Source organism: Pseudomonas sp. MLB6B, from assembly GCF_054508135.1.
Genome location: NZ_CP199313.1, coordinates 42152 through 65690, shown reverse-complemented (window position 1 = coordinate 65690; position 23539 = coordinate 42152). Strand labels below are relative to the sequence as shown.

Sequence of the window (23539 nt, the reverse complement as noted above, 5' to 3'; positions counted from 1 at the left end):
AGGAGAGATTCCATGGCTGACGAACAGTTGGATGAAAAAGACCTCAATACCGAAGACACCGGCGCCACCGACCTGGCTGCCCGTGTACAGACGCTCGAGGAGCAACTGGCCGCCGCTCAGGATCAATCGCTGCGCGCCAATGCCGACCTGCAGAACGTGCGCCGCCGCGCCGATCAGGATGTCGAGAAGGCACACAAATTCGCCGTGGAAAAATTCGCGGGCGACCTGCTGCCGGTGATCGACAGCCTGGAGCTGGCCCTGGCCCACTCCAACGCCGACGACGAGCACGTCAAGCAGATCCGCGAAGGCGTCGAGCTGACCCTGAAGATGTTCCAGGACACCCTCAAGCGCCACCACCTCGAAGCCGTCGATCCGCACGGCCAGCCGTTCAGCGCCGAGCACCACCAGGCCATGGCCGTTCAGGAAAGCGCCGACGTCGAGCCCAACAGCGTGGTCAACGTGTTCCAGAAGGGCTACCTGCTCAACGGCCGCCTGCTGCGCCCCGCCATGGTGGTGGTCAGCAAGGCGCCGAGCGCGCCGCAACCTTCTATCGATGAAAAGGCTTGAAATCCTTCCGGGCGTCCCCATCTAGGTGTCAAGCACTCAAGTATTTCCGCAGTTGGCCTAAGCCGCCGCTGTAACCTCATTCAAGTTTCGGGAGAATCACATGGGCAAGATCATCGGTATCGACCTGGGGACCACCAACTCGTGCGTCTCCATCCTCGAAAACGGTAACGTCAAGGTCATCGAAAACGCCGAAGGCGCGCGCACCACGCCGTCCATCGTCGCTTACGCCAACGACGGCGAAATCCTGGTCGGCCAGTCCGCCAAGCGTCAGGCCGTGACCAACCCCCACAACACCCTGTTCGCCGTCAAGCGTCTGATCGGCCGTCGCTTCGAAGAAGACGTCGTGCAGAAAGACATCAAGCTGGTGCCTTACAAGATCGTCAAGGCCAACAACGGTGACGCCTGGGTCGAAGCAGCCGGCAAGGAAATGGCTCCGCCGCAGATCAGCGCCGAAGTCCTGAAAAAGATGAAGAAGACCGCCGAAGACTACCTCGGCGAAGCAGTGACCGAAGCGGTCATCACCGTACCTGCGTACTTCAACGACAGCCAGCGTCAGGCCACCAAGGACGCCGGTCGCATCGCCGGTCTGGACGTCAAGCGCATCATCAACGAACCGACCGCTGCGGCCCTGGCCTACGGCATGGACAAGGCCAAGGGCGACCACACCGTGATCGTCTATGACCTGGGCGGCGGTACCTTCGACGTGTCGGTGATCGAGATCGCCGAAGTCGACGGCGAGCACCAGTTCGAGGTGTTGGCCACCAACGGCGACACCTTCCTGGGTGGCGAAGACTTCGACATGCGCCTGATCGACTACCTCGTCGACGAGTTCAAGAAAGAGTCCGGCATGGACCTGAAGAACGACCCTCTGGCCCTGCAGCGTCTGAAAGAAGCCGCAGAGAAAGCCAAGATCGAGCTGTCTTCGGCCCAGTCGACCGACGTCAACCTGCCGTACATCACTGCCGACGCCACCGGTCCGAAGCACCTGAACGTGAAGATCTCGCGTGCCAAGCTCGAATCGCTGGTCGAAGACCTGGTCAAGCGCACCATCGAGCCTTGCCGCATCGCGCTGAAAGATGCCGGTATCGACGCCAGCAAGATCGACGACGTGATTCTGGTCGGCGGTCAGACCCGTATGCCGATGGTGCAGAAGGCCGTAGCCGATTTCTTCGGCAAAGAAGCGCGTAAGGACGTCAACCCCGACGAAGCCGTCGCCATGGGTGCTGCCATCCAAGGCGCCGTACTGGCCGGCGACGTGAAGGACGTTCTGCTGCTCGACGTCAGCCCGCTGACCCTGGGTATCGAAACCATGGGTGGCGTGATGACCGCGCTGATCGAGAAGAACACCACCATCCCGACCAAGAAGTCGCAGGTGTTCTCGACTGCCGACGACAACCAGGGCGCCGTGACCATCCACGTCCTGCAAGGCGAGCGCAAGCAAGCGGCGCAGAACAAGTCGCTGGGCAAGTTCGACCTGGCCGACATTCCGCCTGCTCCACGCGGTGTGCCGCAGATCGAAGTGACCTTCGACATCGACGCCAACGGCATCCTGCACGTCGGCGCGAAAGACAAGGCTACCGGCAAGGCGCAGTCGATCGTGATCAAGGCCAACTCCGGTCTGTCGGACGAAGAAGTCGAGCGCATGGTGCGTGATGCCGAGGCCAATGCCGAGGAAGACCGCAAGTTCGAGGAGCTGGCCGCTGCCCGTAACCAGGGTGACGCGCTGGTCCACTCGACCCGCAAGATGGTCGCCGACGCAGGTGACAAAGTCACCGCCGACGAGAAAACCGCCATCGAAGCGGCCGTGGTTGCGCTGGAAGCTGCCGTCAAAGGCGACGACAAAGCCGCCATCGACGCCAAGGTCGAAGAGCTGTCCAAGGTGTCCGCGCCTGTCGCTCAGAAGATGTACGCCGAGCAGCAAGCCGAACAGCCTCAGGGCGGCGCACAGCAGGCAGAACCCGAAGCCAAGCACGACGACGTGGTTGACGCCGAGTTCGAGGAAGTCAAAGACAACAACAAGCAGTAAGTTCTGCGAGTTGTCGCCCAGCGACCCGCCTTTGGCGGTGAGCTGGTAGGATGTCGCCGCGCGGGGGCTTGCTCCCGCGTTGGCGTGTCTGGAATACGAGAATTTTTACAGCATCTGTCTGCGCATTCAGTGCGTACGGCGGGTGCTTGCTTGTGGCCTGGCGCGGTTCTGCGCGGCAATGTGCCAAACGCCCCCAAGAGTGCAAATGACTTATGGCAAAGCGTGATTATTACGAGGTCCTGGGTGTCGAGCGCGGCGCCAGTGAAGCGGACCTGAAAAAGTCCTACCGCCGTCTGGCGATGAAATTCCACCCCGACCGCAACCCGGGCGATAAAGACGCCGAGGACTCTTTCAAAGAGGCCAACGAGGCGTACGAAGTGCTGTCCGATGCCAGCAAGCGTGCCGCCTACGACCAGTACGGCCATGCCGGTGTCGAACAGGGTGCCGGTGGCGCGGGCTTCGGCGGTGCCAACTTCTCCGACATCTTCGGTGATGTGTTCAGCGATTTCTTCGGTGGCGGCGGTGGTCGCGGCGGGCGCGGTGGCGCGCAGCGCGGCAGCGACCTGCGATATACCCTCGAATTGAACCTGGAAGAAGCCGTGCGCGGCACGTCGGTCAACATCCGTGTGCCGACGCTGGTCAATTGCGCGCCGTGCGACGGCTCCGGGGCCAAGAAAGGCTCCACGCCCGCCACCTGCCCGACCTGTGGCGGTATCGGCCAGGTGCGCATGCAGCAGGGCTTCTTCTCGGTGCAGCAGACCTGCCCGCGTTGCCATGGTCAGGGCAAGATCATCACCGACCCATGTGGCGCTTGCCACGGCGAAGGTCGCGTCGAAGAGTACAAGACCCTCTCGGTCAAGGTGCCAGCAGGGGTCGATACCGGGGACCGCATTCGTCTGTCGGGCGAAGGCGAAGCCGGTGCCCAAGGCGGCCCGACCGGCGACCTGTACGTGGTCATCAGCGTGCGCGAGCACGCGATCTTCCAGCGTGACGGCAAGCACCTGTACTGCGAAGTGCCGATCAGCTACACCGAAGCGGCCCTGGGCGGCGAGCTGGAAGTGCCGACCCTGGACGGTCGGGTCAAGCTGCGCATTCCCGAAGGCACCCAGACCGGCAAGCAGTTCCGTCTGCGCGGCAAGGGCGTGGCGCCGGTGCGCGGTGGCGGGGCGGGCGATTTGCTGTGCCGGGTCGCGGTGGAAACGCCGGTCAACCTGAGCCGTCGTCAGCGCGAGCTGCTCGAAGAGCTGCGCGATTCGCTCGAAGGTGACAGCTCCCATTCGCCCAAGGCCAGCGGTTGGTTCGAGGGTGTGAAGCGCTTCTTCGGCGACCTCTGACAAGGAGTGGGTATGCGACGTATTGCAGTGATGGGCGCCGCTGGGCGCATGGGCAAGGTGCTGGTCGAGGCCGTTCAGCAACAGGCGCCGAGGGCTGGCCTGACGGCGGCGATCGATCGCCCCGACAGCACGCTGGTCAACGCCGATGCCGGTGAACTGGCGGGGTTGGGGCGCATCGGCGTGATGATCTCCGACGACCTGGTCAAGGTCAGCGACGAGTTCGACGTGCTGATCGACTTCACCCACCCTTCGGTGACCCTGAAGAACCTGGCTTTCTGCCGCAAGGCGGGCAAGGCCATGGTCATCGGCACCACCGGCTTCAGCGAGCAGGAAAAGCAGCTGCTGGCCGAGGCGGGCAAGGACATTCCGATCGTCTTCGCGGCCAACTTCAGCGTGGGTGTGAACCTGTGCCTGAAGCTGCTCGACACCGCAGCCCGCGTGCTGGGCGACGATGTCGACATCGAGATTCTCGAGGCCCATCACCGGCACAAGGTCGATGCGCCGTCAGGGACTGCGCTGCGCATGGGCGAAGTGGTGGCCAAGGCCCTGGATCGCGACCTGCGCGAAGTGGCCGTCTATGGCCGCGAAGGGCAGACCGGCGCGCGTGACCCCAAGACCATCGGTTTCGCCACCGTGCGGGCGGGCGATGTGGTCGGCGACCATACCGTGCTGTTCGCCGCTGAAGGCGAGCGCGTGGAGATCACCCACAAGGCCTCGAGCCGCATGACCTTCGCCAAGGGCGCGGTGCGCGCGGCCTTGTGGCTGGATGGCCGTGAAGCCGGTCTGTACGACATGCAGGACGTGCTCGACCTGCATTGAGTAGGTTTGGCGCCCGATCGGCACGTCCTGGCGGCTTTCGCGCGGGGCGTGCTGTTCCCCTGGCCGCAAGCCTTCAGGTGTTAGCCCGCCCATGCATTTAAATGGCGCATCTGCGGTAGACCTAAAACCACTTTTTCTGTAAGCTACAGCTTTAGTGTGTCCACTAAAAGCGCGCAGGCAGAATGAACCAGTATCAGCATAGAAAGCGGGGTGACGTATCCATACGTCATTCCGCTTTTTTGCAACCTGCGATCGCCCTTTCAGGTTTTATTTACGGGAGGTCTTCTTGACTAAGCCAGCCATACTCGCCCTTGCCGATGGCAGCATTTTTCGCGGTGAAGCCATTGGGGCCGACGGCCAGACCGTTGGTGAGGTGGTGTTCAACACCGCTATGACCGGCTACCAGGAAATTCTTACAGACCCGTCCTACGCCCAGCAGATCGTCACCCTGACCTACCCGCACATCGGCAACACCGGCACCACGCCGGAAGATGCCGAGTCGAACCGCGTGTGGTCGGCCGGCCTGGTCATCCGTGACCTGCCGCTGCTGGCCAGCAACTGGCGTAACAAGCAGTCGCTGCCGGACTACCTCAAGGCCAATGGCGTGGTCGCCATCGCCGGCATCGACACCCGCCGTCTGACGCGCCTGCTGCGCGAGAAGGGCGCCCAGAACGGTTGCATCCTGGCCGGCGACGACATCACCGAAGAAGCCGCCATCGCCGCCGCCCGCGCGTTTCCGGGCCTCAAGGGCATGGACCTGGCCAAGGTGGTCTCCACCACCGAGCGCTACGAGTGGCGCTCCAGTGTCTGGGAACTGAAAACCGACAGCCACGCCACGATCGAAGCCGACCAGCTGCCTTACCACGTGGTGGCCTTCGACTACGGCGTGAAGGTCAACATCCTGCGCATGCTGGTCGCACGCGGCTGCCGCGTGACCGTGGTGCCGGCGCAGACCCCAGCCAGCGACGTGCTGGCCCTGAGCCCGGACGGCGTGTTCCTGTCCAACGGCCCGGGCGATCCGGAGCCTTGCGACTACGCCATCAAGGCGATCCAGGACGTGCTGGAAACCGACGTTCCGGTGTTCGGCATCTGCCTCGGCCACCAGTTGCTGGCCCTGGCCTCCGGCGCCAAGACCGTGAAGATGGATCTGGGCCACCATGGTGCCAACCACCCGGTCCAGGACCTGGACACCGGCGTGGTCATGATCACCAGCCAGAACCACGGTTTCGCCGTCGACGAAGCCACCTTGCCGAGCAATCTGCGCGCCATCCACAAGTCGCTGTTCGACGGTACCCTGCAGGGCATCGAGCGCACTGACAAGAGCGCGTTCAGCTTCCAGGGTCACCCTGAAGCGAGCCCAGGCCCGACCGACGTCGCGCCGCTGTTCGATCGTTTCATCGATGCCATGGCCAAGCGCCGCTGAGCCACCTGCGTGCAGGCCCCGGACCGGCCCACGCCGCGTCCGGACGCGCCTGACCAGAGTGTTGAAGACGGCTTGCCCACTGACCCGCGCAACTGAGTGACCACCATGCCAAAACGTACAGACATCAAAAGCATCCTGATTCTCGGCGCTGGCCCGATCGTGATCGGCCAGGCCTGCGAATTCGACTACTCCGGCGCCCAGGCCTGCAAAGCCCTGCGCGAGGAAGGTTTCCGCGTCATCCTGGTGAACTCCAACCCGGCCACCATCATGACCGACCCGGCCATGGCCGACGCCACCTACATCGAGCCGATCAAGTGGCAGTCGGTGGCCAAGATCATCGAAAAAGAACGTCCCGACGCCGTACTACCGACCATGGGCGGCCAGACCGCGCTGAACTGCGCCCTGGACCTGGAGCGCCACGGCGTGCTGGAGAAGTTCGGGGTCGAGATGATCGGCGCCAACGCCGACACCATCGACAAGGCCGAAGACCGCTCGCGCTTCGACAAGGCCATGAAGGACATCGGCCTGGAGTGCCCGCGTTCGGGTATCGCCCACAGCATGGAAGAGGCCAACGCGGTGCTCGAGAAGCTCGGCTTCCCGTGCATCATCCGTCCGTCCTTCACCATGGGCGGCACTGGTGGCGGCATCGCCTACAACCGTGAGGAATTCGAAGAGATCTGCACCCGCGGTCTGGACCTGTCGCCGACCAAGGAACTGCTGATCGACGAATCGCTGATCGGCTGGAAGGAATACGAGATGGAGGTGGTCCGCGACAAGAAGGACAACTGCATCATCGTCTGCTCCATCGAGAACTTCGACCCGATGGGCGTACACACCGGCGACTCGATCACCGTCGCCCCGGCACAGACCCTGACCGACAAGGAATACCAGATCATGCGCAACGCCTCGCTGGCGGTGCTGCGTGAGATCGGTGTTGAAACCGGCGGTTCCAACGTGCAGTTCGGCATTTGCCCGGACACCGGACGCATGGTCGTGATCGAGATGAACCCGCGCGTGTCGCGTTCCTCGGCGCTGGCCTCCAAGGCCACCGGCTTCCCGATCGCCAAGATCGCCGCCAAGCTGGCCGTCGGTTACACCCTCGACGAGCTGCAGAACGACATCACCGGCGGCCGCACCCCGGCGTCCTTCGAGCCGTCGATCGACTACGTGGTCACCAAGCTGCCGCGCTTCGCCTTCGAGAAATTCCCCAAGGCCGACGCTCGCCTGACCACGCAGATGAAGTCGGTCGGGGAAGTCATGGCCATCGGCCGTACCTTCCAGGAATCCCTGCAGAAAGCCCTGCGCGGCCTGGAAGTCGGCGCCTGCGGTCTGGACCCGAAAGTCGACCTGGCCAGCGCGGAAGCCGCTGGCATCCTCAAGCGCGAGCTGACCGTGCCAGGCGCCGAGCGCATCTGGTACGTGGCCGACGCCATGCGTTCGGGCATGACCTGCGACGAAATCTTCGCCCTGACCGGCATCGATCTGTGGTTCCTGGTGCAGATGGAAGACCTGATCAAGGAAGAAGAGAAGGTCAAGACCCTGGGTCTGTCGGCCATCGACAAGGACTACATGCTGCGCCTCAAGCGCAAGGGCTTCTCGGACCAGCGTCTGGCCAAGCTGCTGGGCATCACCGACAAGAACCTGCGCCGCCACCGCCACAAGCTGGAAGTGTTCCCGGTCTACAAGCGCGTCGACACCTGCGCCGCCGAGTTCGCCACCGATACCGCCTATCTGTACTCCACCTACGAGGAAGAGTGCGAGGCCAACCCATCGACTCGCGACAAGATCATGATCCTGGGTGGCGGCCCCAACCGTATCGGCCAGGGCATTGAGTTCGACTACTGCTGTGTGCACGCGGCCCTGGCGCTGCGTGAAGACGGGTATGAGACCATCATGGTCAACTGCAACCCGGAAACCGTCTCCACCGACTACGACACCTCCGACCGCCTGTACTTCGAGCCGCTGACCCTGGAAGACGTGCTCGAAGTCTGCCGCGTCGAAAAACCCAAGGGCGTGATCGTCCACTACGGTGGCCAGACCCCGCTGAAACTGGCCCGCGCCCTGGAAGAGGCCGGCGTGCCGATCATCGGCACCAGCCCCGACTCGATCGACCGCGCCGAAGACCGCGAGCGCTTCCAGCAGATGGTGCAGCGCCTTAACCTGCTGCAGCCGCCAAACGCCACCGTGCGCAGCGAAGAAGAAGCCATCCGCGCGGCCGGCGACATCGGCTACCCGCTGGTGGTGCGTCCTTCCTACGTGCTGGGCGGCCGCGCCATGGAGATCGTCTACGAGCTGGACGAACTCAAGCGCTACCTGCGCGAAGCGGTGCAGGTGTCCAACGACAGCCCGGTACTGCTCGACCACTTCCTCAACTGCGCCATCGAGATGGACGTGGATGCGGTCTGCGACGGCACCGACGTGGTGATCGGCGCGATCATGCAGCACATCGAACAGGCTGGCGTACACTCCGGTGACTCGGCCTGCTCGTTGCCGCCTTACTCGCTGAGCAAAGAGGTGCAGGACCAGGTTCGCGAGCAGGTCGCCAAGATGGCCCTGGAACTGGGCGTCGTGGGCTTGATGAACGTGCAGCTGGCGTTGCAGGGCGACAAGATCTACGTGATCGAAGTCAACCCGCGCGCTTCGCGTACCGTGCCCTTCGTGTCCAAGTGCATCGGCACGTCGCTGGCGATGATCGCGGCCCGTGTCATGGCCGGCAAGTCGCTCAAGGAACTGGGTTTCACCCAGGAAATCATCCCCAACTTCTACAGCGTCAAGGAAGCCGTCTTTCCGTTCGCCAAGTTCCCAGGGGTTGACCCGATCCTCGGCCCTGAGATGAAATCCACGGGCGAAGTCATGGGTGTCGGCGACAGCTTCGGTGAAGCCTTCGCCAAGGCGCAGATGGGTGCCAGCGAAGTGCTGCCGACCGGCGGCACCGCGTTCATCAGCGTGCGCGACGACGACAAGCCACAAGTGGCGGCCGTCGCCCGTGATCTGATCGCCTTGGGCTTCGAAGTCGTAGCCACCGTCGGCACCGCCAAGGTGATCGAAGAGGCCGGCTTGAAGGTCCGCCGTGTCAACAAGGTGACCGAGGGCCGTCCGCACGTGGTCGACATGATCAAGAACGACGAAGTGTCGCTGATCATCAACACCACCGAAGGCCGGCAGTCGATCGCCGATTCCTACTCGATCCGTCGCAATGCGCTGCAGCACAAGATTTACTGCACGACCACTATTGCTGCGGGTGAAGCCATCTGTGAAGCGCTGAAATTCGGTCCGGAAAAGACCGTTCGCCGCTTGCAGGATCTGCACGCAGGGTTGAACGCATGAGCATTACCAAGTACCCGATGACCGTCCAGGGCGCTCGCGCCCTGGAAGAGGAGCACACGTTCCTGAGCAAGACCGAGCGCCCGCGCCTGAGCCAGGCGATCGGTGAAGCGCGCGAACTGGGCGACCTCAAGGAAAACGCCGAATACCATGCAGCCCGCGAAGAGCAGGGCATGGTCGAGGCGCGTATTCGTGACATCGAAGGCCGCATGCAGAACGCGGTCATCATCGATGTGACCACGATTCCGCATTCCGGCAAGGTGATCTTCGGTACCACCGTAGAGCTGGCCAATACCGAAACCGACGATCGGGTGAAGTACCAGATCGTCGGTGAAGACGAAGCCAACATCAAGCAGGGCAAGATCTCGGCCAGTGCGCCCATCGCGCGCGCCATCATCGGCAAGAACGAAGGCGACATCGTCGTCATCAAGACGCCCAGCGGCACGGTCGAGTACGAGATTGTCGAAGTCCAGCACATCTGATCGACGCCTGCGGGCGCCGTCGCTCGAAGGCATCCTCTGGCAACTGGCTCAGGTGTTCTGGGTCGGTGGCCTGTGGGTGTTCCACGTAGGGTTGGTGCCCGCGCTCAAGGTGTCGGGGCTGGCGCCCTTGCTGGTGCAGGACGTCGCCGGGCAGATCGACCGCTGGTTAGTGGGCGTGGCGTTGCTCGGGCTGCTGACCCAACTGGCGGTGTTGGCGAAGGTGGAAGGCCTGGCGGCCTGGTGGCGGCAGTTTCGCGGGCAGATGTTGCTGCTCGGGTTCAGCGCCTGCGTAGCGTATTACACGTTGCGCTACGGCATCTCCGTCGGCGAGCGCTGGCAGATGTTCTGTTTCCTGGTACTGGGCTTTTCCGGCATCGTGCTGGTGGCCCAGCCCGTGCCGGTCAGGGCGCGTAATCCGCGCCGCTGATCGGGGCTGCCGTTACTTGTAACGGTGGACGTTGGACAGTTGCTTGTTCGGCTGCGGATTCTTGCGGTAGACCAGCGCCTTTTTGCCGATGGTCTGCACCAGTTCGGCGCGGCCGGCCTTGCACAGTGCGGCAATGGTGGCTGCACGCTCTTCGCGATCTTCGGAACGGATTTCCACCTTGATCAACTCGTGATCGGCCAGAGCCCTTTCCAGCTCGGCCACCACACCCTCATTCAGGCCGTTGCCGGCGATGATCAGAACCGGCTTGAGGTCGTGACCAATGGATTTGAACTGCTTCTTCTGCTCGTTATTGAGCGGCATAATCTGACCCTTTTCGTCTGATTCTGTAAAATTGACCGGCATTTTACCCGAGGGCCCCTGGCTCGCCCAGTCAATCACCACGCATATCATCGAGGTGCCCCGTGGCGCAACGTTCCAAAAGCAGTCAAAACTGGCTGCGTGAGCATTTCAACGACCCTTTCGTCAAACAGGCGCAGAAGGACGGCTACCGTTCCCGGGCCAGCTACAAACTGCTGGAGATCCAGGAAAAGGACCGGCTGATCCGCCCTGGCATGAGCGTCATCGACCTGGGCGCGGCTCCTGGCGGGTGGTCGCAGGTGACCAGTCGTCTGATTGGCGGGCAAGGCCGTTTGATCGCTTCGGACATTCTGGAGATGGACTCGATCCCCGACGTCACCTTCATCCATGGCGACTTCACCCATGACGCGGTGCTCGAGCAGATCCTGCAGGCCGTCGGCGATTCGCACGTCGACCTTGTGATTTCGGATATGGCCCCAAACATGAGTGGTACGCCGGAGGTCGATATGCCGCGAGCCATGTTCCTGTGCGAGCTGGCGCTGGACCTGGCCAGCCGGGTATTGCGCCCGGGCGGCGATTTCCTGATCAAGATTTTCCAGGGTGAAGGCTTCGATGCGTACCTCAAAGACGTACGCAGTCGGTTCGACAAGGTGCAGATGCGTAAACCGTCGTCCTCCCGAGACCGCTCCCGCGAGCAGTATCTGCTCGGCAAGGGCTTCAAGGGTTGAGGGGGAGGGCGTAGGCTCGGTGGGTGATAGTTATTTCCAATCGGCCCTCGCATCAGCAAAGTCTGAACTTCGTGTAGTCTTCATTTCACAAAGGGTTACAGACGGCGCCTGCCAACGCGTGGGCGATGTAGTAAGTTAGGGCGCTGTATATCATGCGAGGCACGGCCGCGTCGTGCGCCGACCTCAGAGGGTAGCTAATTGAACGACATGGCAAAGAATCTGATCCTGTGGTTGATCATCGCCGCCGTCTTGGTGACGGTGATGAACAACTTCTCCAGCCCGAACGAGCCGCAGACCCTCAACTATTCCGACTTCATCCAGCAAGTCAAGGACGGTAAGGTCGAGCGTGTCACGGTCGACGGCGCCGTCATCAACGGCAAGCGCTCCGATGGCGATACCTTCAAGACCATCCGTCCGGCCATTGCCGACAACGGCCTGATCGGCGACCTGGTCGACAACAACGTCGTCGTCGAAGGCAAGCAGCCCGAGCAGCAAAGCATCTGGACCCAACTGCTGGTGGCCAGTTTCCCGATCCTGGTGATCATCGCGGTGTTCATGTTCTTCATGCGCCAGATGCAGGGTGGCGCCGGCGGCAAGGGCGGCCCGATGAGCTTTGGCAAGAGCAAGGCGCGTCTGCTGTCCGAAGACCAGGTGAAAACCACCCTGTCCGACGTCGCCGGTTGCGACGAGGCCAAGGAAGAAGTGGGCGAGCTGGTCGAATTCCTGCGCGATCCGGGCAAGTTCCAGCGCCTGGGTGGTCGTATCCCTCGCGGCGTGCTGATGGTCGGCCCGCCCGGTACCGGTAAGACGCTGTTGGCCAAGGCCATCGCGGGCGAAGCCAAGGTGCCGTTCTTCACCATTTCCGGTTCCGACTTCGTGGAAATGTTCGTCGGCGTGGGCGCCAGCCGTGTCCGCGACATGTTCGAGCAGGCCAAGAAGCATGCGCCGTGCATCATCTTCATCGACGAGATCGACGCCGTCGGCCGTCATCGTGGCGCTGGCATGGGCGGCGGTCATGACGAGCGCGAGCAGACCCTGAACCAGCTGCTGGTGGAAATGGACGGCTTCGAGATGAACGATGGCATCATCGTCATCGCCGCCACCAACCGTCCCGACGTGCTCGACCCGGCGTTGCTGCGTCCTGGTCGTTTCGACCGCCAGGTGGTGGTCGGGCTGCCGGACATCCGCGGTCGTGAGCAGATCCTCAAGGTCCACATGCGCAAGGTGCCGGCAGGCGACAACGTCAACCCTGCGGTCATCGCCCGCGGTACGCCCGGCTTCTCCGGTGCTGACCTCGCCAACCTGGTCAACGAAGCGTCGCTGTTCGCGGCCCGCTCCGGTAAGCGCCTGGTCGAGATGAAAGAGTTCGAGTTGGCCAAAGACAAGATCATGATGGGCGCCGAGCGCAAGACCATGGTCATGTCCGAGAAAGAAAAACGGAATACCGCTTACCACGAAGCGGGCCACGCGATCGTAGGTCGCATCGTTCCCGAGCACGATCCGGTCTACAAGGTCTCGATCATTCCGCGCGGTCGGGCCCTTGGCGTGACCATGTTCCTGCCCGAGGAAGATCGTTACAGCCTGTCCAAGCGCGCGCTGATCAGCCAGATCTGTTCGCTGTACGGCGGTCGTATCGCCGAGGAAATGACCCTTGGTTTCGACGGTGTCACCACCGGTGCTTCGAACGACATCATGCGTGCCAGCCAGATTGCACGGAACATGGTGACCAAGTGGGGCCTGTCGGAAAAACTTGGGCCGTTGATGTATGCAGAAGAGGAGGGCGAGGTCTTCCTGGGTCGTGGCGGCGGTTCGCAGCAGGCCAGCGTCTCCGGCGAAACGGCTAAGCTGATCGATTCGGAAGTGCGCAGCATCATCGACCAGTGCTACGCCACGGCGCAGCAGATTCTGACTGAAAACCGTGACAAACTCGACGCCATGGCCGATGCGCTCATGAAGTACGAAACCATCGATGCCGAGCAGATCGACGACATCATGGCTGGCCGCACACCGCGTGAGCCACGCGATTGGGACAACGACGCAGGCGATTCCGGTACGCCGGCTTCCCAGGGCGATCGCCCAGAGTCCCCGATTGGCGGTCCAGCCGCTCATCACTAAGGGCTTCTATGACCTTCCCGCAGTACTCCACCCGGTTGCCTTGCGGCAACCGGGTTTTGGACCTTTCCCGCACCCATGTCATGGGCATCCTCAACGTCACGCCCGATTCGTTTTCGGACGGGGGGCGTTTCGCGCAACGTGACCAGGCGTTGTTCCACGCTCAGACGATGGTCGAGGCGGGCGCCACGCTGATCGACATCGGCGGCGAATCGACGCGGCCGGGCGCCGACCCGGTTACGGTGGCGCAAGAGTTGGAACGTGTCGTACCTATGGTCGAGGCGATTGCCAAACGTCTGGACGTGGTGATTTCGGTCGATACCTCGACGCCCGAAGTCATGCTCGAATCGGCACGTGTGGGTGCCGGCCTGATCAACGATGTGCGTGCGCTCGAGCGCGAGGGCGCATTGGCCGCTGCGGCGGCGACTGGTCTGCCGGTCTGTCTGATGCACATGCGTGGCGAGCCGGGTACGATGCAGGACGCCCCTCACTACACCGATGTCACCGCAGAAGTGCGCGACTACCTGCAGCAGCGCATGGCGGTGTGTGGCTCGGCCGGCATCCCAGCGGAGCGAATCATCCTCGACCCTGGGTTCGGTTTCGCCAAGACGCTCGAGCACAACCTCAGCCTGTTCAAGCATCTGGAGGCGCTTCAGGAACTGCACCGCCCCTTGCTGGTCGGAGTGTCGCGCAAGAGCATGATCGGCCTGACTCTGCAGCGCCCGGTGGATGAGCGCCTTTACGGTGGCTTGGCGCTCGCGGCGCTCGCCATGACCAAAGGCACCAGCATCCTGCGTGTCCATGACGTGGCTGAAACCGTCGATGTCGTGCGAATGATCGCCGCAGTGCAGAACGCCGAATAGAACAATTGGAGTTTCACATGAGCAGAAAATATTTCGGCACCGACGGCATTCGTGGTCGCGTCGGGCAATTCCCCATTACCCCGGATTTCATGCTCAAGCTAGGGTGGGCGGCGGGCATGGCGTTCCGCAAGCTCGGCCATTGCCGCGTATTGGTCGGCAAGGACACGCGTATCTCCGGCTACATGTTCGAGTCCGCCCTGGAGGCCGGGCTGTCCGCGGCCGGTGCCGATGTCATGCTGTTGGGGCCGATGCCCACGCCTGCCATCGCTTATCTGACGCGCACCTTCCACGCTGAAGCGGGCATCGTCATCAGCGCTTCGCACAACCCGCACGACGACAACGGCATCAAGTTCTTTTCGGGCAAAGGCACCAAGCTGCCAGACGACATCGAGCTGATGATCGAGGAGCTGCTCGACCAGCCCATGACGGTGGTGGAGTCGACCAAGCTTGGCAAGGTGTCGCGCATCAACGACGCCGCCGGGCGCTACATCGAGTTCTGCAAGGGCAGCGTGCCGACCGGCACCAGCTTCGAAGGGCTCAAGCTGGTGGTCGACTGCGCCCATGGCGCGACCTACAAAGTCGCACCGAGCGTGTTCAAGGAGCTGGGCGCCGACGTCACCGTGCTGCATGCCCAGCCGGATGGTCTGAACATCAACGAAGCCTGTGGCTCGACGCACATCGAATCACTGCAAGCCGCCGTACTGGTCGGCCATGCCGATTTGGGCATCGCTTTCGACGGTGACGGCGACCGCGTGCTGATGGTCGACCATACCGGTGCGATCGTCGATGGCGACGAGTTGTTGTTCGTCATTGCGCGCGACCTTCAGGCCCGTGGCAAATTGCAGGGCGGTGTGGTGGGCACGCTCATGAGCAACCTGGGTCTGGAGCTGGCGCTCAAGGACCTGGACATTCCCTTCGCCCGCGCCAAGGTCGGCGACCGCTATGTCATGGCCGAGCTGCTGGAGCGCGACTGGCAGTTGGGTGGGGAAAACTCGGGACACGTGGTGTGCTGCAACCACACCACGACCGGGGATGCGATCATCGCTGCGCTGCAGGTGCTAATGGCCCTCAAGCGTCGCGGTGAAACCCTGGCCCAGGCGCGTCAAGGCGTGCGCAAGTGCCCGCAGGTGCTGATCAACGTACGGTTCGCCGCCGGACAGGACGATCCACTGGAAAACCCTGCCGTGCAACAGGCCAGTGCCGAGGCTACCGAGGCGATGGCCGGCCGTGGTCGCGTGCTGTTGCGCAAGTCTGGCACCGAGCCGTTGGTGCGCGTGATGGTCGAAGGCGATGACGAAATTCAGGTGCGCCGCCACGCCGAAGCATTGGCCAGGCTCGTCGAACAAGTCTGTGCTTGAAAGATGCTTGCCAGGGCGTTTCTGGTTGGGTAATATCTGCGCCCACTTCGACCTGTGAGGTAAAGCATGCGCCGCCCCATGGTAGCTGGTAACTGGAAGATGCACGGTACCCGCGCCGGTGTCGCTGAACTGCTCGAAGGGCTGCGAAAGTTGCCTCAGTCGGGTGAGGTCGAAGTTGCGGTATTTCCTTCTTCGTTGCACATCGGCCAAGTAATCGATGCGCTTCAAGGCAGTGGAATCACCGTAGGTGCACAGAATTCTGCAATACAGCCCGAACAGGGCGCGTTGACTGGGGAAGTTGCTCCGAGTCAATTGGCTGAACTGGGCTGCAAGTTGGTGCTGGTAGGTCATTCGGAGCGTCGCCAGGTCATTGGCGAAAGCGAGAAAGTGCTTCAGCAGAAGTTTGCAGCCGCACAGGCCTGCGGTTTGAAGCCAATGCTCTGCATCGGGGAAACCCTTGAAGAGCGTGAGGCGGGCAAGACACTCGAAGTTGTCGAGCGTCAATTGAGCAGCATCATCGATACGTTCGGTGTTGCCGCCTTTGCCAATGCAGTGATCGCTTATGAGCCTGTTTGGGCCATCGGCACGGGCCTTACGGCCTCGCCCCAGCAAGCCCAGGACGTGCACGCGGCCATTCGCGCGCAGTTGGCGAAAGAAGATGCCGAAGTCGCAGCTCATGTCCAGCTGCTCTACGGCGGTAGCGTGAAAGCGTCCAATGCCGCCGAATTGTTCGGCATGCCGGATATCGATGGGGGGCTCGTTGGTGGGGCGTCCTTGAACGCAGACGAATTCGGTGCAATTTGTCGCGCCGCAGGAAACTGAAATGCTGGAAACAGTCGTAGTTGTTTTTCATCTGTTGGCCGCGCTGTCGGTAGTAGCGCTGGTGTTGATGCAACAGGGTAAAGGTGCCGAAGCCGGCGCTTCTTTCGGTGCAGGTGCTTCTAACACTGTATTCGGAAGTCAAGGTTCGGCAACGTTCCTAAGTAAATTGACCGGTATTCTCGCTGCTACTTTCTTTCTGACCGCACTTGGGTTAGGATACTTCGCAAAGCAGCAAGCTCACCAGCTTTCCCAAGCCGGTTTGCCAGATCCAGCGGTTCTTGAAGTTAAAGAACCAAAGCCTGCGGTCAATGACGATGTACCTGTTCTGAAAGAGCAGAAGAGCGAAACCACCCAACAAGGTGATGTACCTCCTCCGGCCGAAGAGCAAAAGTAACAAGTTACACAATGCAGTAAGCGTCACGGGTTTCAAATGTAGTATTGCCGAGGTGGTGGAATTGGTAGACACGCAACCTTGAGGTGGTTGTGCCCATAGGGTGTAGGGGTTCGAGTCCCCTTCTCGGTACCAATTGAAGCATGAGAGCCCGCTGTAGCGGGCTTTCTTGCAGGTGGAGGTCGGATTGACCCTGAACAGGGTTCAGTCTTATACTTTTGCCCCAGCTTTGTCGCGGGGTGGAGCAGCTTGGTAGCTCGTCGGGCTCATAACCCGAAGGTCGTTGGTTCAAATCCAGCCCCCGCAACCAGCTTCAGCGAAGCCCCTTTTCAGGGGCTTTTTGCTAGCCGAACAGTTTCGACGCCGTTGTCCAATGGCGTCTCCAGGGATGGGCGTTTCGCCCATTTTTTATTTGCACAGCATGCACGAGGGGGTTCAGGTGTCGAGCAAGCTAGAACAGTTGCAGGCCTTGTTGGCCCCGGTTGTCGAGGGTCTGGGCTTTCAATGCTGGGGGATCGAATACATCTCCCAGGGCAAGCACACGGTGTTGCGTGTCTACATCGACAAGGAAGGCGGGATCATGGTGGAGGACTGCGAAGCCGTCAGCCGCCAGATCAGCGGTGTGCTTGATGTTGAAGATCCGATCAGCAGTGAGTACGCCCTCGAGGTGTCTTCGCCCGGTATGGATCGCCCGCTGTTCACGTTGGAACAGTTCGCCTCGCATGCCGGCGAACAAGTGAAGATCAAGCTGCGTACGCCCTTCGAAGGCCGTCGCAACTTCCAAGGCCTCCTCCGCGGCGTAGAGGATCAGGATGTGGTGGTCCAGGTGGACCAGAACGAATTCCTGTTGCCGATCGACTCGATCGACAAGGCCAATATTATTCCCAGTTTTGACTGAGACGTGCCGGGCCCGCTGGATCATACGGGTCCAATGGCTTGCGCAAGGCGAGGCGTACGATGAGCAAAGAAGTACTGCTGGTTGTTGAATCGGTATCCAACGAAAAGGGTGTACCCCCTGGTGTGATTTTCGAAGCGCTGGAAGTAGCGCTGGCGACCGCAACCAAGAAACGTTTTGAAGACGAAGTCGATCTGCGGGTGGAAATCAACCGCCACACCGGCAGCTACGAGACGTTCCGTCGCTGGACCGTGGTCGATGAAGACGCGCTGGACGATCCGGCGATCGAAACCTGGCCGACCAAGGTCCACCTGACCCATCCCGAAGCCCAAGTCGGCGACGTGATCGAAGAGAAGATCGAGTCGATCGAGTTCGGTCGCATCGCGGCCCAGACCGCCAAGCAGGTCATCGTGCAGAAAGTGCGCGAAGCCGAACGTGCCCAGGTGGTCGACGCTTACCGCGAGCGGGTCAACGAGATCATCTCCGGCACCGTCAAGAAAGTCACCCGTGACAACATCATCGTCGACCTGGGCAACAATGCCGAAGCATTGCTGGCCCGCGAAGACATCATTCCCCGCGAAACCTTCCGCGTCGGCGTGCGTTTGCGCGCACTGCTCAAGGAAATTCGCAGTGAAAACCGCGGTCCTCAGCTGATCCTGTCGCGCACCGCGCCACAGATGCTGATCGAGCTGTTCCGCATCGAGGTCCCGGAAATTGCCGAAGGCCTCATCGAAGTCATGGCCGCCTCCCGTGATCCGGGATCGCGTGCCAAGATCGCCGTCCGCTCCAAGGACAAGCGCATCGACCCGCAAGGTGCCTGTATCGGCATGCGCGGTTCGCGTGTGCAAGCCGTGTCCGGCGAGTTGGGTGGCGAGCGTGTCGATATCGTCCTGTGGGACGATAACCCGGCACAATTTGTCATCAACGCCATGTCGCCGGCCGAAGTCGCGGCGATCATCGTTGATGAGGATGCCCATGCCATGGACATCGCCGTCGCCGAAGACAACCTCGCCCAGGCCATCGGTCGTGGCGGGCAGAACGTTCGCCTGGCCAGTCAATTGACCGGCTGGACCCTGAACGTGATGACCGAGAAGGATATCCAGGCCAAGCAGCAAGCAGAAACTGGCGACATCCTGCGTAATTTCGTTGAAGAACTGGAAGTCGACGAGGAGCTGGCACAAGTGCTGGTCGACGAGGGCTTCACCAGCCTCGAAGAAATTGCCTACGTACCGTTGGAAGAAATGCTCAACATCGATGGCTTCGACGAAGAAATCGTCAACGAGCTTCGCGCTCGTGCCAAGGACCGTTTGTTGACCAAAGCCATCGCTACCGAAGAAAAACTGGCAGACGCCCATCCGGCCGAAGACCTGCTCTCCCTCGAGGGCATGGATCCGGACCTGGCGGCGGAACTGGCGGTGCGCGGTGTGGTTAACCGCGAAGACCTGGCCGAGCAGTCGATTGACGACCTGCTCGACATCGACGGCATCGACCAAGAGCGTGCCGGCAAGTTGATCATGGCCGCCCGAGCCCACTGGTTCGAGTAATTAGGCGTGGCCTGAGGAGAGAAATGCATGACGCAAGTCACGGTGAAAGAACTGGCCCAAGAGGTCGAGGCACCGGTAGAGCGCCTGCTGCAGCAGATGCGTGAGGCGGGTCTGCCGCACACCGACGCCGGTCAGGTAGTGACCGACAATGAGAAGCAGGTCCTGCTGACTCATTTGAAAAGCAGCCACAAAAGCAAGGCGCAGGAACCGCGCAAGATCACCTTGCAGCGCAAGACCACCAGCACCCTGCGTGTGGCCGGTAGCAAGAGCATCAGCGTAGAAGTACGCAAGAAGAAAGTATTCGTTCAGCGCAGCCCTGAAGAAATCCAGGCCGAGCAGAAGCGTGAGCTCGAAGAGCGCCGTGCGGCGGAAAACGCCGAGCGCGCCAAGAGCGAAGCGCAGAACCAGCAGCGCGCCGAAGAGCAGAACCGTCGTCAGGCCGCCGAGGCACCTGCCTCCGCACCTGCCGCCAAGCCTGCTGCCGCACCGGCAGCCCCTGCCGTGGCCAACGCGCCGGTGTCCGACGATGCCGCTGCACGTGCCGCTGAGCGCAAGAAGGACGAGACCCGTCGCAACGAGACCCGCACCCGTGAAGACGACCGCCGTGGTGGCGAGCGTCGTGGTGAAGCGCCGCGCGTATCGATCAAGGTCAAGGTGAAGGAAAAGGAGAAGGCGCCGACCCCGCGCGCCGCTCCACGCACCACCGACGAAGAGAGCGATGGCGCGCGTCGCGGCCGTGGCGGTAAAGGCAAGCTGAAGAAGCGCAATCAGCATGGCTTCCAGAGCCCGACCGGCCCGCTCGTGCGTGACGTCACCATCGGTGAGACCATCACCGTTTCCGAACTTGCCCAGCAGATGTCGGTCAAGGGCGCGGAAGTCGTCAAGTTCATGTTCAAGATGGGCACTCCGGTGACCATCAACCAGGTGCTGGATCAGGAAACTGCCCAGCTGATCGCCGAAGAGCTGGGCCACAAGGTCACGCTGATCAGCGACAGCGCGCTGGAAGATTCCCTGGCCGAGTCGCTGAAGTTCGAAGGTGTGGTCGAATCCCGTGCGCCGGTCGTGACCGTCATGGGCCACGTCGACCACGGCAAGACCTCGCTGCTCGACTACATCCGTCGCGCCAAGGTCGCTGCGGGCGAGGCCGGTGGCATCACCCAGCACATCGGTGCCTACCACGTCGAAACCGACCGTGGCATGGTCACCTTCCTCGACACCCCGGGTCACGCCGCGTTTACCCAGATGCGTGCCCGTGGTGCCAAGGCGACCGATATCGTCATCCTGGTGGTGGCGGCCGACGACGGTGTCATGCCGCAGACCCGCGAAGCGGTGCAGCATGCCAAAGCGGCCGGCGTGCCGCTGGTGGTCGCGGTGAACAAGATCGACAAGCCGGGTGCCGACCTCGACCGCATTCGCAACGAGCTGTCCGTCGAAGGCGTGACCTCCGAGGACTGGGGTGGCGACACGCCGTTCGTCAAGGTTTCGGCCAAGATGGGTACCGGTGTCGACGAACTGCTCGAAGCCGTACTGCTGCAAGCCGAGATTCTCGAGCTCAACGCCACGCCGACCGCGCCTGGTCGCGGTGTGGTGGTCGAATCGCGCCTGGACAAGGGCCGCGGCCCGGTCGCTACCATCCTGGTTCAGGACGGTACGCTGCGTCAGGGCGACATGGTCCTGTGCGGTTCCAACTATGGCCGTGTGCGCGCCATGCTCGACGAGAACGGCAAGCCTGTGAAGGAAGCCGGCCCGTCGATCCCGGTCGAAATTCTCGGCCTGGACGGCACTCCGGAAGCCGGTGACGAGCTGTCGGTAGTGGCTGACGAGAAGAAAGCCCGCGAAGTCGCCATGTTCCGCCAAGGCAAGTACCGCGAGGTCAAGCTGGCTCGTGCGCATGCCGGCAAGCTGGAAAACATCTTCGAGACCATGGGTCAGGAAGAGAAGAAGACCCTCAACATCGTGCTCAAGACCGATGTGCGTGGCTCGCTCGAGGCGCTGCAAGGTTCGCTCGGCGGCCTGGGCAACGACGAAGTGCAGGTGCGTGTGGTCGGTGGCGGCGTCGGTGGTATCACCGAAAGCGATGCCAACCTGGCGCTGGCCTCCAACGCTGTACTGTTCGGCTTCAACGTGCGTGCCGATGCCGGCGCGCGCAAGATCGTCGAGCAGGAAGGTCTGGACATGCGTTACTACAACGTGATCTACGACATCATCGAAGACGTCAAGAAAGCGTTGACCGGCATGCTCGGCAGCGATGTTCGCGAGAACATCCTGGGCGTCGCTGAAGTGCGTGACGTGTTCCGTTCGCCGAAGTTCGGCGCCATCGCTGGCTGCATGGTCATCGAAGGCATCGTCTATCGCAACCGTCCGATCCGCGTACTGCGTGACGACGTGGTGATCTTCGAAGGCGAGCTGGAATCGCTGCGTCGCTTCAAGGACGATGCTGCCGAAGTGCGTAACGGCATGGAGTGCGGTATTGGCGTCAAGAGCTACAACGACGTCAAGGTCGGCGACAAGATCGAAGTGTTCGAGAAAGTCCAGGTGGCCCGTACCCTGTAAGGGTCGTGCCGGGCGCAGCCTCCGCATCGCAGCGGCGGGCAGCGCCTCACCAGGTAACGCCCGGTCAGGCTTGCGCCTCGCCGGGCGTTTGCCGCTTTAGATACAGGTAGCAAAAATGGCAAAAGAATATAGCCGTACCCAACGCATTGGCGATCAGATGCAGCGCGAGCTGGCCGAGCTGATCCGCCGTGAAGTCAAGGACCCGCGTGTCGGGCTGGTCACCATCACCGCCGTCGACGTCAGCCGCGACGTCGGTCACGCCAAGGTGTTCATCACCGTCATGGGCGATGACGACGACGGCACCGCCGTGGCGCAGAGCCTCAAGGCCCTGAACAGCGCCGCCAGTTTCCTGCGCTTGCACCTGGGCCGCGCAATGCAGCTGCGCAGCGTGCCGCAGTTGCACTTCCACTACGACGAAAGCGTCAGCCGTGGCGTTCATCTCTCGGCCCTGATCGAGCGCGCCGTGGCCGAAGACCGTCTGCACCAGGCAGACGAGCCGGACGTCGACAAGGAGTAAGCGGTGGCCCAGGTCAAACGTATTCGCCGTAACGTCAGCGGCATCATCCTGCTCGACAAGCCGCTGGGGTTCACCTCCAACGCGGCCCTGCAGAAAGTCCGTTGGCTGCTGAACGCGGAGAAGGCCGGCCATACCGGTAGCCTTGATCCGCTGGCGACTGGTGTATTGCCCCTGTGCTTCGGCGAAGCGACCAAGTTTTCGCAGTACTTGCTAGATTCCGACAAGGGCTACGAGACGGTCATGCAGCTGGGGCAGACCACCAACACCGGTGACGCCGAAGGCGAGGTGTTGCAGACCCGCGAAGTGACCGTTGGTCGTGCCGACATCGAAGCGGCCTTGCCGGCGTTTCGAGGTCCGATCAGCCAGATCCCGCCCATGTACTCGGCGCTCAAGCGTGACGGGCAGCCGCTGTACAAGTTGGCGCGTGCAGGAGAGGTAGTGGAGCGCGAGCCGCGTTCTGTTACTATTACGCGCCTCGAACTGCTCGAGAGCGAAGGCAGCCGCGCGCGGTTGTCGGTGGGCTGCACCAAAGGCACCTATATTCGCACCCTGGTCGAAGACCTGGGCGAAGCCTTGGGCTGTGGTGCCTACGTTGCCGAGCTGCGTCGGACCCACGCCGGGCCGTTCGAATTGGCGCAGACCGTTACCCTCGAAGCGTTGGAGCAAGCTCACGCCGAAGGCGGCAACGAAGCGCTGGACCGCTTCCTGATGCCATCGGACAGCGGTCTTTTGCATTGGCCGCTGGTATGCTTGTCGGCCAATAGCGCGTTTTACTGGCTGCACGGTCAACCCGTGCGAGCCCCCGAATCGCCACAGTTCGGCATGGTTCGGGTGCAGGACGACAGCGGTCGCTTCCTCGGCATCGGCGAAGTGAGCGAAGACGGGCGCATCGCGCCGCGTCGATTGATTCGATCCGAGTGATTCGGTCGAAATGATTCGGTCAGATTGGCCGAAACCACAGGCCAGGGCCTCGGCCCGAACCTGTGGATGAAAGGGTGGCTGTTATTAGGCGCGGTCATGCCTTCTTTATTAATAC

At 62.0% G+C, this 23539-nt stretch carries 20 protein-coding genes and 2 tRNA genes; 21 read left to right on the top strand and 1 reads right to left on the bottom strand.

The annotated features are described in order from the left end of the window. The first annotated feature begins 12 nt into the window (after window positions 1-12). The 8 genes from grpE (at window position 13) to ACSMEV_RS00255 (ending at window position 10402) form a co-directional block, all read left to right on the top strand. The gene (grpE, locus tag ACSMEV_RS00290; protein WP_459206786.1) at window positions 13-567 is read left to right on the top strand and encodes a nucleotide exchange factor GrpE; all 555 of its coding nucleotides are present in this window, start codon (window positions 13-15) and stop codon (window positions 565-567) included. Window positions 568-667: 100 nt separating this feature from the next. Further along, window positions 668-2593, top strand: coding sequence for a molecular chaperone DnaK (dnaK, locus tag ACSMEV_RS00285; RefSeq protein ID WP_459206785.1), 1926 nt, complete (start codon window positions 668-670; stop codon window positions 2591-2593). Between the two features lie 212 nt (window positions 2594-2805). Beyond that, window positions 2806-3927, top strand: coding sequence for a molecular chaperone DnaJ (dnaJ, locus tag ACSMEV_RS00280; protein WP_459206784.1), 1122 nt, complete (start codon window positions 2806-2808; stop codon window positions 3925-3927). A gap of 12 nt (window positions 3928-3939) precedes the next feature. After that, the gene (gene dapB / locus ACSMEV_RS00275; protein WP_459206783.1) at window positions 3940-4746 is read left to right on the top strand and encodes a 4-hydroxy-tetrahydrodipicolinate reductase; all 807 of its coding nucleotides are present in this window, start codon (window positions 3940-3942) and stop codon (window positions 4744-4746) included. Between the two features lie 286 nt (window positions 4747-5032). Next, entirely contained in the window at window positions 5033-6169 is a 1137-nt protein-coding gene (gene carA / locus ACSMEV_RS00270; RefSeq protein ID WP_296265849.1) for a glutamine-hydrolyzing carbamoyl-phosphate synthase small subunit, read from the top strand. Window positions 6170-6274: 105 nt separating this feature from the next. Continuing rightward, window positions 6275-9496: a carbamoyl-phosphate synthase large subunit gene (carB, locus tag ACSMEV_RS00265; RefSeq protein WP_459206782.1), complete on the top strand. Its 3222-nt coding sequence runs from the start codon at window positions 6275-6277 to the stop codon at window positions 9494-9496. After that, window positions 9493-9975: a transcription elongation factor GreA gene (gene greA / locus ACSMEV_RS00260; protein WP_313739958.1), complete on the top strand. Its 483-nt coding sequence runs from the start codon at window positions 9493-9495 to the stop codon at window positions 9973-9975. Before carB ends, greA begins: the two co-directional genes overlap by 4 nt. Beyond that, the gene (locus tag ACSMEV_RS00255) at window positions 9953-10402 is read left to right on the top strand and encodes an MFS transporter (protein ID WP_459206781.1); all 450 of its coding nucleotides are present in this window, start codon (window positions 9953-9955) and stop codon (window positions 10400-10402) included. The genes greA and ACSMEV_RS00255 overlap by 23 nt, the downstream gene beginning before the upstream one ends. Window positions 10403-10414: 12 nt before the next feature. On the opposite strand, the gene yhbY is transcribed toward ACSMEV_RS00255, so the two are convergent. Continuing rightward, complete coding sequence (gene yhbY, locus ACSMEV_RS00250) at window positions 10415-10723, bottom strand: ribosome assembly RNA-binding protein YhbY (protein WP_296265841.1); 309 nt, start codon at window positions 10721-10723, stop codon at window positions 10415-10417. Between the two features lie 101 nt (window positions 10724-10824). Here yhbY and rlmE point away from each other — a divergent pair, with 101 nt between their 5' ends. The 13 genes from rlmE to truB all read left to right on the top strand — a co-directional run bounded on the left by rlmE (window position 10825) and on the right by truB (window position 23424). Further along, window positions 10825-11448, top strand: coding sequence for a 23S rRNA (uridine(2552)-2'-O)-methyltransferase RlmE (gene rlmE / locus ACSMEV_RS00245; RefSeq protein ID WP_313739956.1), 624 nt, complete (start codon window positions 10825-10827; stop codon window positions 11446-11448). Between the two features lie 207 nt (window positions 11449-11655). Then, window positions 11656-13563, top strand: a complete 1908-nt coding sequence (ftsH, locus tag ACSMEV_RS00240) for an ATP-dependent zinc metalloprotease FtsH (protein ID WP_459206780.1) — start codon at window positions 11656-11658, stop codon at window positions 13561-13563. An 8-nt stretch (window positions 13564-13571) separates the two neighbouring features. Continuing rightward, window positions 13572-14423, top strand: a complete 852-nt coding sequence (gene folP / locus ACSMEV_RS00235; RefSeq protein ID WP_459206779.1) for a dihydropteroate synthase — start codon at window positions 13572-13574, stop codon at window positions 14421-14423. Between the two features lie 17 nt (window positions 14424-14440). After that, on the top strand, window positions 14441-15781 hold the full coding sequence (glmM, locus tag ACSMEV_RS00230) for a phosphoglucosamine mutase (protein ID WP_413046295.1): 1341 nt from the start codon (window positions 14441-14443) through the stop codon (window positions 15779-15781). 66 nt (window positions 15782-15847) lie between these two features. Beyond that, window positions 15848-16603, top strand: coding sequence for a triose-phosphate isomerase (tpiA, locus tag ACSMEV_RS00225; protein WP_459206778.1), 756 nt, complete (start codon window positions 15848-15850; stop codon window positions 16601-16603). Window position 16604: 1 nt separating this feature from the next. Then, window positions 16605-16997, top strand: a complete 393-nt coding sequence (secG, locus tag ACSMEV_RS00220; RefSeq protein ID WP_296265831.1) for a preprotein translocase subunit SecG — start codon at window positions 16605-16607, stop codon at window positions 16995-16997. Window positions 16998-17043: 46 nt separating this feature from the next. After that, window positions 17044-17129, top strand: a tRNA-Leu gene (locus ACSMEV_RS00215). Window positions 17130-17227: 98 nt separating this feature from the next. Beyond that, window positions 17228-17304 (top strand) — tRNA-Met (locus ACSMEV_RS00210). Between the two features lie 129 nt (window positions 17305-17433). Beyond that, on the top strand, window positions 17434-17892 hold the full coding sequence (rimP, locus tag ACSMEV_RS00205; protein ID WP_296267283.1) for a ribosome maturation factor RimP: 459 nt from the start codon (window positions 17434-17436) through the stop codon (window positions 17890-17892). A gap of 59 nt (window positions 17893-17951) precedes the next feature. Continuing rightward, the gene (gene nusA / locus ACSMEV_RS00200; RefSeq protein ID WP_313739952.1) at window positions 17952-19433 is read left to right on the top strand and encodes a transcription termination factor NusA; all 1482 of its coding nucleotides are present in this window, start codon (window positions 17952-17954) and stop codon (window positions 19431-19433) included. Between the two features lie 27 nt (window positions 19434-19460). Beyond that, entirely contained in the window at window positions 19461-21986 is a 2526-nt protein-coding gene (gene infB, locus ACSMEV_RS00195; protein WP_296265826.1) for a translation initiation factor IF-2, read from the top strand. Between the two features lie 115 nt (window positions 21987-22101). Further along, window positions 22102-22503, top strand: a complete 402-nt coding sequence (rbfA, locus tag ACSMEV_RS00190; protein WP_296265823.1) for a 30S ribosome-binding factor RbfA — start codon at window positions 22102-22104, stop codon at window positions 22501-22503. A 3-nt stretch (window positions 22504-22506) separates the two neighbouring features. After that, complete coding sequence (gene truB / locus ACSMEV_RS00185) at window positions 22507-23424, top strand: tRNA pseudouridine(55) synthase TruB (protein WP_296265821.1); 918 nt, start codon at window positions 22507-22509, stop codon at window positions 23422-23424. Window positions 23425-23539 lie beyond the last annotated feature (115 nt).